Below are 9,532 nucleotides of genomic sequence, written 5' to 3'. Positions count from 1 at the left end.
CGATGAGCCCGATCGGCAGCCGGAACAGCGAGTGGATCGTCTGCCCCTCGACGTTGAGGGCCGCCACCCCGGTCGGGGCGCACACGGCGATCTGCTTCGATGTGTTCCACGCGAGGTGCTGCAGCAGCGTGGACTTTCCGGTTCCCGCCCGACCGGTGACGAAGACGTGGTCGCGGCCGCCCTCGATGAGCGCGAACAGCTCCTGCTGCTCGTCGGTCAGCGGCACGGTGCTCACCGGCTCCATGGTAGCCACCGAGCAGGCTTCCTAGACTGGCAGCGTGAAGGGTGTGGAGGAGCAGGCGCGCACGCGCGCCGACGACGGGTCGGCGGATGCCACGCCCGCACCCTACGCGCCGGTGCGGGCGGCGCCCGTGCCTGCGGCGCCGGCCCGCCGGCCCCGCGGTCTCGCCTTCGAGCTCGTCGCGCTCGGCGTGATCGCCGTGCTGCTGATCGCCGCGCTCGGCGCGGGCGCGGCCGTGGTCTACGACCGGCTCTACAGCCCGGCCGCCTTCGTCACGCGCTACCTCGACCTGCTCGCCCAGGGTCGGGCCGCCGACGCGCTCGAGCTGCCGGGGGTCGCGACCGACTCGTCCGCGCTGGAGGGCGCGGGCCTGCCGTCCGGTGCGAGCGACGCGCTGCTGCGCCGTGAGGCCCTCGCGCCGCTGCGCGACATCCGCGTCGTCGCCACGCAGCAGGAGGAGGGCGGCATCAGCGTCGTGACGATGTCGTACTCGGCGGGGCCGCACGACGGGGCGACGACCTTCCGCGTGGAGCGGGCGGGCACGGTCGGCATCGCGCCGACCTGGCGGTTCGCGCAGAGCCCCCTCGCACTGGTCGACCTGACTCTCACCGGCTCGCGCCAGTTCCGGGTGAACGGGTTCGAGCTCGACACGCGCCAGGCCTCGCCCGACGGCGCGGAGCTCGATCCCGCGGCATCCGTGCCCCTCCTCGTGTTCGCCCCCGGCCTGTACTCGGTGGACATCGACACGCCGATCGCCACGAGCGCCGGCGTCGCGGTGCTCGCCGACACGCCGCAGGCGCGCACGCCGGTCGCCATCGAGGCTCAGCCCACCCCCGAGTTCGTCGACGTCGTGCAGACACAGGTCTCGGGGTTCCTCGACGAGTGCGCGACCCAGCAGGTGCTGCAGCCGACCGGCTGCCCGTTCGGCTTCGTCGTGCACAACCGCATCACCGCGGCGCCGGAGTGGTCGATCGCGACCGCGCCGACGATCGCCGTCGAACCCGACGGCGCCGGCTGGACGATCCCTCGCACGGATGCCGTCGCCCACATCCGCGTGGACGTGCGCTCGCTGTTCGACGGATCGGTCCGCCACGTCGACGAGGACGTTCCGTTCTCGTTCACCGGGACGATCGAGATCCTGCCGGACGGGGCGGCATCCATCCAGCTCACGCCCGTCGACTGACCCAGCGCGGCCCGCCCGCGCCCCGCACGCCCGCGCCCCGCACGCCCGCGCCCCGCACGCCCGCGCCCCAGCCGCCCTCCGCATCGGCCCCCCTCTGCCACCAGCCCACCTCTCCACCGCGAAACCTCCCGTTTGCACCGTTTTCGGCAGAAGAACGGTGCAAACGGGAGGTTTCGCGCGGAGGATCTGCGGTGGTTCAGGCGGCGGCGGGCCGACCGGATCGGCGGCACGGGCGGGGGCGAGCTGGGCCCACCGCCCGGGCGAGCGCAGCTCACCGCCCCGCGCGGGGCAGGGGCTCAGCGACCGCCCCGCACGCCCCGCGCCCCGCAGGGCTCAGCGATCGGCGCGGGCGTCGCGCTCGGAGAGGGCGGCCAGGCGCGCGTTGTAGGCGACCAGCTCCTCGTCGCCGGTGCGGTCCTCCTGACGGTCGTGGCGCCGCTGTTGGCGCTCGTCGGATCGGCTCCACTGCACGGCGACGACCACGGCGAGGATGAGCGTCGGCAGCTCCCCGACCGCCCAGGCGACCCCGCCGCCGCCGTACTGGTCGTCGAGCGGCGTCGGTCCCCACGTGCGGCCCATCGCGCCGAACCACTCGGCGACCATGAGACCCGACTGCATCATGATGGACATGCCGAAGAAGGCATGTATCGCCATCACGGCGATGAGGATCAGCAGCCGGAACGGATAGGGGTAGCGGTAGTCGACCGGGTCTTTGCCGATGAGGGAAAGTGCGAACAGGTAGCCGGTGATGAGGAAGTGCGCGACCATCCACTCGTGGCCGATGTGCTCGTACAGCGACCAGCGCACCAGGTCGGTGTAGTAGAACACCCACAGCGACCCGATGAACAGGACCGCTGTGACCGCCGGGTGGGTGACCACCCGCGCGAACGGCGAGTGCACGGCCCAGAGAATCCACTCGCGACCGCCGCGCGTCCCGTCGTCGCGCTTGCGGATCGCCCGCGCGGCGAGCGTGACCGGTGCCGCCGGCACGAGACACACCGGGATGGCCATGGTCAGCATCATGTGCCCGATCATGTGCACGCTGAACAGGTATTCCTGATACGCGTTGACCGGACCGCACGTGACCCACAGCAGCAGCACCATGCCGACGACCCACAGGGCGGTGCGATGCAGCGGCCAGCGGTCGCCGCGCCGGCGCAGCCGCCGCACGCCGGCGAGGTAGAAGAAGAGCCCGAACCCGACGACGAACGCCCACAGCGGATCGAGGTTCACCGCGGTCAACCACCGCTGCGCGGTCAGTTCGGGCGGCAGCGGCGCGCCGGTGAGGAGCTCGGCCGGGGTGGGCGCCGCGGGAAGGGTCGTGTCCGTCGGCGGAGGGGTGCGCGAGAGGGCCACCGCGGCGCCGCTGGCCACGCCCATGACGGCGAGCTCCAGCAGGACGAGCCGCCAGAACATGCGGGCGGCGGCATCCGTCTCGATCCGACCGATGAGGCGTCGCCGATACCAGGCGCCGAGCGCGCCGATCGACAGCAGCGCGCCCACCTTCACGAGCAGCAGCGCACCGTACGGCGAGAGCAGGTTCTCCCACGTCACCACTCCGACCGCGCCACGCACGACGCCGGAGAGGGAGACGACGACGAAGGCGACCAGCGCGATGCTCGAGTAGCGGCCGAGGACCGCCGCGATCTGATCGCGCGCCGGGCGCACGATCACGAGGAACAGCAGCCCGCCCAGCCACACGGCCGCCGCGACGATGTGCAGCAGCAGCGCGGTGACGGCGAGGTTGTGGTTCGCCTCCTCTCCGGAGTGCCCCTGGGTGGCCATCGGCACGAGCGCCACGAGCGCGGCGAGTGCGACGAGGAGCGTCGTCGTCCAGCCGCGCACGGCGAAGGCGAGCACCGTCAGCGCGGCACCGGCGACGGTCGTCGCCAGCCACGCACGGCCCGGCTCGGTCTCGGTCAGGAAGCGCCCGAGCTGCTGCCCGAACCGGGCGTCGACGCTCAGCCTGGCGTTCAGGATGCTGAGGAAGGTGAGGAACCCGGTCGCGGCGCTTGCGACCGTGAGGATCGCGGCCGAGACCGAGGCGGTGTCCAGCGCCGCGTCGAAGGGACGCTCGCCGGCCTTGAGCGCGAACAGGGCCACCACGAGCGCGCCGACCATGCCGGCCGCGGCGAGGTTGACGACCAGACGCGCCACCGGCAGACCCCAGCGCACGACCGGTCCGGGGTCGCCGAGGAGCAGGGGCGACGCGCCCCCACCGAAGGCCAGCCCGGCGACGAGCACGACCAGCGCCGTCACGACGAGGATCGCCGGTCCGGCGAGCCGGAGCGCCCGCGAGTTCACCCGTCAAGCCTACGCGCGGCGTCGGCAGCGGCCGTCGAGCGCGGGTTCACGGGTCCGGCAGCCGCCGAATGACGTCCGGATACAGGCTGGATCTCGCAGAACCCCGTCTCAGAGGCACATCCTTCGAGATCCAGCCTTGGTCCGGGCCGCATTCCGCGCGTGCCGGCCCCGAAAGTCGCGCGCAGGAACGCCGGAGGGGGATGCCGCACGGCATCCCCCTCCGGACGAGCTCGGCGTCGCGTTACTTGACGGCGGCCTTGAGCTTCGAGCCCGCGGTCACCTTCACGCGCTTGCCCGCGGCGATCTGGATCTCCGCGCCCGTCTGCGGGTTGCGGCCGGTGCGGGCGGCGGTGTCGACCTGCTCGAAGGCGATCCAGCCGGGGATCGAGACCTTGTTGCCCTTGGCAACGTTCTCCGAGACGGAGGCGAACAGGGCGTCGAGCACGCCGGCCACCGTGGCCTGGCTCTGGCCCGTGGCGCTGGCGATGCTCGCGACGAGCTCGGTCTTGGTGATGGACTTGTCAGCCATAGGGGTTTGTCCTCCAGACGGCGATCGGTGCCGTCAGTTACATCGGACCGGACGGTCATCCCGCCGGATGGTCAATCGACCGCCCTCGAATATACCCATGAACGGCGTGATTCCGCGGATTTCCCGGCATCAGGCGTCATCTTCACGGGAAGATCACGTGACGGATGCGGCTGGTGTGACCAATGAGACGCATGCCACGTCCGCCCTCACCCGTGCAGGCGCCGCAGCGCGCACACCACGTCGTCCTCCCAGCGCCGCGCGGCATCGAGCGCTCCGGTGAACATCGCGACATCGTGCGTGACCCCGAGGTACTGCACGGCGCTGGCCTCGACCCCCGCCGCGCGCAGCGCGGCGGCGTAGGCGGCGCCGTCGCCGCGCAGCGGGTCGTACTCGGCGGTGAGCACCACCGCCGGAGGCAGCCCCTCGTGCGACGCGGCGCGCAGCGGCGAGGCGTACGGCTCGCGCGCACGGGAGGTGTCGGACAGGTACGAGCGGGCGATCGAGCGCATCTCGGCGCGCACGAGCGGCGACGGGACGCCCATCGACCACGGCACCCGCAGATCGACGTGGCGACCGGTGAGGTCGGTGGCCGGGACCTCCAGCACCTGGATGCGGATCGGCAGCCGCGCCCGGTCGCGGTTGACGAGCGTGACCGCCGCGGCGATGCAGCCGCCCGCGGACGTGCCCTGGATGCCGATGCGGTCGGGGTCGACGCCGAGCTCGCCGGCGTGCGCGAAGAGCCAGACCAGCGCGGCGTAGCCCTGCTCGACCTGGGTGGGGTAGCGATGCTCGGGCGCGAGGGCGTAGTCCACGGCGAGGCACGCGACGCCGGCGGCCTGCGTGCGGCGCCGGTTGGCGGCATCCGTCGTGGGGTAGTCGATGCCGCCGAGCCGGAAGGCGCCGCCGAAGAACGTGAGGCACGCGGGGACCGGCCCGTCCGCCCCGTCGGGCAGGTAGAGACGCACGCGCACGTCGGGGTAGCCGTCGACCGCGACGACGTGCTCCTGCGTGCGCACGCGCGGGCCGGGGGTGCCGATGTCGGCGAGCTCCTTGCGGTCCCAGAGGCGCGCATCGCGGCGCTTGCGGTCGCGCAGTTCAGCGGGCGTGGGTGCGGGTCGCGGAGCGGATGCCGCGGCCGATGCGGCCGCCGGGGCGGATGCCCCGGCAGCGGCCTGCGGCGGCGGCTGCTTCGACGGCGCGGACGTCGCGGGGGGCAGAAGCGGCCGCACCGGACGCGGCAGCCAGGGCCAGTGCGCGCGCCGCTTGAGCTCGGTGAGCTTCTGGCCGAGCAGGTAGCGTCGGTGCGCGCGCGTGCGCTCGGCGAACACGGGATCCAGCGGCATCCGTCCCTCCTGTCGGCGACGTCCTCGGACGGCTGCGCCCATCGTGCCACACGCCACCGGCGCCGGCGCCCGTCCACCCGGAACGCGTAAGGCCGGAGCCCCGAGGGACTCCGGCCTGGCGCTGTGCGGCTCCTACCAGCTGGACTTGGTCACACCGGGGAGCTCGCCCCGGTGGGCCATGTCGCGGAAGCGGACGCGCGAGACGCCGAACTTCGACAGCACACCGCGCGGGCGGCCGTCGATGACGTCGCGGCTGCGCAGGCGCACCGGCGAGGCGTTGCGGGGCAGCTTCTGCAGGCCGACGCGGGCGGCCTCACGCTGCTCGTCGGTGGCGTTGGGGTCGACGAGCTGCTTCTTCAGCTGGGCGCGCTGGGCGGCGTAGCGCTCCACGACCACCTTGCGCTGCTCGTTACGAGCGATCTTGCTCTTCTTGGCCATGGGTCAGCGCTCCTCTCGGAATTCGACGTGCTTGCGGATCACCGGGTCGTACTTCTTGAGCACGATGCGGTCGGGGTTGTTGCGGCGGTTCTTGCGCGTCACGTAGGTGTACCCCGTGCCGGCGGTCGAACGCAGCTTGATGATCGGACGGACGTCCTGCGCCTTCTTGGCCATCAGAGCTTCACACCCTTCGCGATCAGGTCCTTCACGACCGACTCGATGCCGCGCGCGTCGATCACCTTGATGCCCTTGGCGGACACGTTCAGGGTGACCTTACGACCGAGCGAAGGAACGTAGTAGGTCTTCTTCTGCACGTTCGGGTCGAAGCGGCGCTTCGTCCGGCGGTGCGAGTGCGAGATGTTGTGACCGAAGCCGGGAACCGCTCCGGTCACCTGGCACACTGCTGCCATGGTGGTGTCTCCTTAATACCGTGGGGCCGGACGGCCCCACCCAAGATCCCTTGTCTGCGCCCACGGCTCACCCGGCCGGTTCCGGCCTGCGACGAGGGAGTGGGCGCGATCTGCGCGCTGGAGTGCGCACAGCCAAAGAGCAACCCTATCACGCCCGGGTCGCGCAGCGTTCAGAACCCGGGGAACGCGGCAGGCGATCGTGCGGCGGCGTTCCTCACCCCGGCAGCGGCCGGGGACGGTGGGCGGCCACGAGCGCGTCCATGAGGCGGTCGTAGTGCGGGTCGACCACCCGCGCCTCGGGATGGGCGTCGTGCCACGCGACGATCTCCTCCGCGCCGCGCGCGAACGGCACCGTGGTGCGGAACTGTGGCACGAGTCGCGAGATCTTGCCGTTGTCGAAGACCATCGAGTGGGCCTTGTCGCCCAGCAGCGCCGCCCCCCACTCGGCGTCGACGGCGGCGACGGCATCCGAGGGGACGTGCACGAGGTCGGGCTCCGCGACGCCCGCGGCGCGCGCGACCTGCGTGTAGATGTCGTTCCAGGTGGGCGACTCCGAGCCGGTGATGTGGAAGGCCTCGCCGAGCGCCTCGCTGCGACCGAACAGGCCGACGAAACCGCGCGCGAAGTCCGTGTGGTGCGTGATCGTCCACAGCGACGTGCCGTCACCGGGCACCACGACGCCTTTGCCTGCGCGCATCCGTTCGACCACGGTCCAACCGCCGTCGAACGGCGGCATGGTCGGGTCGTACGTGTGCGACGGCCGCACGATCGTCATCGGGAAGCCCGTCTCGCGATACGCCACCGTCAGCGCGTCCTCGCAGGCGATCTTGTTGCGCGAGTACTCCCAGTACGGGTTGCGCAGCGGCGTCGACTCGGTGACCGGCAGGTGCGTCGGCGGGGTCTGGTAGGCCGAGGCGGAGCTCACGAAGACGTACTGCCGGGTCCGTCCGCAGAACAGGCGCAGGTCGGTCTCGATGTGCTCGGGCACGAAGGCGAGGAACTCGGCGACGACGTCGAAGTCGAGCCCGGCGAGGGCGGCGCGCGCGGCATCCTCGTCACGGATGTCGCCGGTGTGCACGATCGCGCCCTCCGGGACGGGGCGGATGCCGGTGGTCCCCCGGTTGAGCAGATGCACCTCATGCCCCTGTGCGAGCGCTTCGGCGACGCAGGCCGTGCTGATGATGCCGGTGCCCCCGACGAACAGGACGCGCAATGGTCTCACTTGACTCCTCCCGCGGTCAGACCGCTGATGATTCTGCGCTGGAACAGCAGCACGAGCACGATGAGCGGCACGGTGACGATGACGCCCGCCGCCATCTGCGTACCATACGGGGTGTCGTACTGCGAGATGCCGGAGAACTGGGCGATCGCGACCGTGACCGGCTGGGCGGCGGGGGTCTGCGACATGGAGTTGGCGATCATGAACTCGTTCCAGGCGGAGATGAACACGAGGATCGCGGTCGTGAACACGCCCGGCACGGCAAGCGGGAGGATCACGCGGCGGAACGCCTGGCCGCGCGTGCAGCCGTCCACGCGCGCGGCCTGCTCCAGCTCCCACGGCATGGCCTTGAAGAAGCTGGTCAGGATCCACACCCCGAGCGGCAGCGAGAAGCTGATGTCCGGGATGATCATCGCCTGATAGGTGTCGATCCACCCCCAGTCCGCGAACAGCTGGAACAGCGGCGTGAGGATCGCGACGCCGGGGAACATCGAGGTGGCCAGGAACATCCCGAGCACGAGGGTCTTGCCGCGGAACTGCAGCCGCGCGATCGCGTACGCGGCGAACACACCGAACACGAGGGCGAGCATCATGACGCTCCCCGCGATGATCAGGCTGTTGCGGAGCGCGAAGACGAAGGTGTTCTGCGCACCGAACACCGCCTCGTAGTTCATCAGCGTGGGATTGAGCGGAATGAGCGAGTTGTCGAAGATGGCGCGCGGGTCCTTGAGGCTCGACACGACCATCCAGTAGAACGGCGCGAGACAGAACACGGCGATCGCGACGATCCCGACGTAGAGCCCGACGGTGCCCGCCCGGAGCGGGCGACGCGCGCGCGGCGCCTGCGTCACGGCCGTCTCGCGTGCGTCGGCGGTGGTCACGGCGGTCATCGCTTCGTCTCCTTCTGCTTCTTCGCCTCGCGGCCGGACTCGCCGGTGTCGACGGCGTTGACCCCGAGCGCCCGGACGAACACGAACGCCGTCAGGAAGATGAGCAGGAACGTGATCGTCGCGAGCGCGCCGCCGTATCCGGGCTTCAACTGGCTCAGCGTGGACTGGACCACGAGGATCGACAGCGTGGTGGTCCCGTTGGCTCCGCCGGTGAGGATCCACGGCAGGTCGTACATGCGCAGTGCGTCGAGCAGGCGGAACAGCACCGCGACCAGGAGCGCCGGCTTGACCAGCGGCATCGTGATCAGCCAGAAGCGCTGCCATGCCCCGGCCCCGTCGATCTTCGCGGCCTCGTAGACCTCCTCGGGGATCACCTGGAGCCCCGCGAGGATCAGCAGCGCGATGAACGGCGCCGTCTTCCACGTGTCGGCCACGACGATCGCCACGAACGAGGGCAGCTCCGACCCGGTCCACACGATCTGCTGCCCGAGGAGCGCGTTGACGATCCCGGACGGGTCGAACGACCACTTCCACAGCACCGCTGCCACCGCGGTGGGGATCGCCCAGGGGACGAGCACACTGGCGCGCAGGATGCCGCGCCCCTTGAACGCACGATTCATGATGAGCGCCATCGCGAGGCCCAGCAGCGTCTCCAGGACGATGGTGACGGCGGAGATCAGGTAGGTGAATCCCGTCGCCTCCCAGAACTCGGTGGCGCCGACGCCCCACAGGGCGCTCGCGTAGTTGTCGAGCCCGACGAACGGCACCTCGCCGATTCCGTCGCCGAACAGCGAGCGGACGAGCGACGACGCGACCGGATAGCCGATGACCAGCGTCAGGATGACGATCGAGGGGACGATGAGCCAGAAGGCGAGCCCGCCGTCTCGCTCTCGGGCCTGCGCCGCCGACCGACCTCGGACGGCCTTTGGCGCGGGTGCGGATGAGACAGACATGGCTCGCCTTCCGGGTGATCGA

Annotated in this window: 11 protein-coding genes; 1 reads left to right on the top strand and 10 read right to left on the bottom strand. The window is 71.2% G+C overall.

Annotation, left to right across the window (positions count from 1 at the left end; all coding sequences use genetic code 11):
* A partial coding sequence (locus QM641_RS06280) for an AAA family ATPase (protein ID WP_415114575.1) occupies positions 1 to 244 on the bottom strand: 244 nt, incomplete at its 3' end.
* A gap of 34 nt (positions 245 to 278) precedes the next feature.
* Here QM641_RS06280 and QM641_RS06275 point away from each other — a divergent pair.
* The gene (locus tag QM641_RS06275) at positions 279 to 1,424 is read left to right on the top strand and encodes a hypothetical protein (RefSeq protein WP_415114570.1); all 1,146 of its coding nucleotides are present in this window, start codon (positions 279 to 281) and stop codon (positions 1,422 to 1,424) included.
* Positions 1,425 to 1,757: 333 nt separating this feature from the next.
* Here the strand turns inward: QM641_RS06275 and QM641_RS06270 are convergent, their stop codons facing one another.
* The 9 genes from QM641_RS06270 to QM641_RS06230 form a co-directional block, all read right to left on the bottom strand.
* Positions 1,758 to 3,728, bottom strand: coding sequence for a cytochrome c oxidase assembly protein (locus tag QM641_RS06270; RefSeq protein ID WP_415114568.1), 1,971 nt, complete (start codon positions 3,726 to 3,728; stop codon positions 1,758 to 1,760).
* A 241-nt stretch (positions 3,729 to 3,969) separates the two neighbouring features.
* Positions 3,970 to 4,257 carry an HU family DNA-binding protein gene (locus tag QM641_RS06265; RefSeq protein WP_415114566.1) on the bottom strand — a complete coding sequence of 96 codons (288 nt, stop codon included), beginning with the start codon at positions 4,255 to 4,257 and terminating at the stop codon, positions 3,970 to 3,972.
* A 206-nt stretch (positions 4,258 to 4,463) separates the two neighbouring features.
* Positions 4,464 to 5,600: an alpha/beta hydrolase gene (locus QM641_RS06260; protein ID WP_415114564.1), complete on the bottom strand. Its 1,137-nt coding sequence runs from the start codon at positions 5,598 to 5,600 to the stop codon at positions 4,464 to 4,466.
* A 132-nt stretch (positions 5,601 to 5,732) separates the two neighbouring features.
* Complete coding sequence (gene rpsN / locus QM641_RS06255; protein ID WP_415114562.1) at positions 5,733 to 6,038, bottom strand: 30S ribosomal protein S14; 306 nt, start codon at positions 6,036 to 6,038, stop codon at positions 5,733 to 5,735.
* 3 nt (positions 6,039 to 6,041) lie between these two features.
* On the bottom strand, positions 6,042 to 6,212 hold the full coding sequence (rpmG, locus tag QM641_RS06250; RefSeq protein ID WP_005051772.1) for a 50S ribosomal protein L33: 171 nt from the start codon (positions 6,210 to 6,212) through the stop codon (positions 6,042 to 6,044).
* Positions 6,212 to 6,448: a 50S ribosomal protein L28 gene (gene rpmB, locus QM641_RS06245; RefSeq protein WP_228179498.1), complete on the bottom strand. Its 237-nt coding sequence runs from the start codon at positions 6,446 to 6,448 to the stop codon at positions 6,212 to 6,214. Before rpmB ends, rpmG begins: the two co-directional genes overlap by 1 nt.
* 214 nt (positions 6,449 to 6,662) lie before the next feature.
* Positions 6,663 to 7,670 carry an SDR family oxidoreductase gene (locus QM641_RS06240; protein WP_415114557.1) on the bottom strand — a complete coding sequence of 336 codons (1,008 nt, stop codon included), beginning with the start codon at positions 7,668 to 7,670 and terminating at the stop codon, positions 6,663 to 6,665.
* Positions 7,667 to 8,557 carry a carbohydrate ABC transporter permease gene (locus QM641_RS06235; RefSeq protein ID WP_415114555.1) on the bottom strand — a complete coding sequence of 297 codons (891 nt, stop codon included), beginning with the start codon at positions 8,555 to 8,557 and terminating at the stop codon, positions 7,667 to 7,669. Before QM641_RS06235 ends, QM641_RS06240 begins: the two co-directional genes overlap by 4 nt.
* On the bottom strand, positions 8,554 to 9,510 hold the full coding sequence (locus QM641_RS06230; protein ID WP_415114553.1) for a carbohydrate ABC transporter permease: 957 nt from the start codon (positions 9,508 to 9,510) through the stop codon (positions 8,554 to 8,556). The genes QM641_RS06235 and QM641_RS06230 overlap by 4 nt, the downstream gene beginning before the upstream one ends.
* Positions 9,511 to 9,532 lie beyond the last annotated feature (22 nt).

It is taken from the genome of Microbacterium sp., assembly GCF_047605725.1.
In the GTDB taxonomy this organism is placed as follows: Bacteria; Actinomycetota; Actinomycetes; order Actinomycetales; family Microbacteriaceae; genus Microbacterium.
The sequence above is the reverse complement of the archived record's forward strand: the minus strand, read 5'-3'. Positions and strand labels throughout refer to the sequence as shown.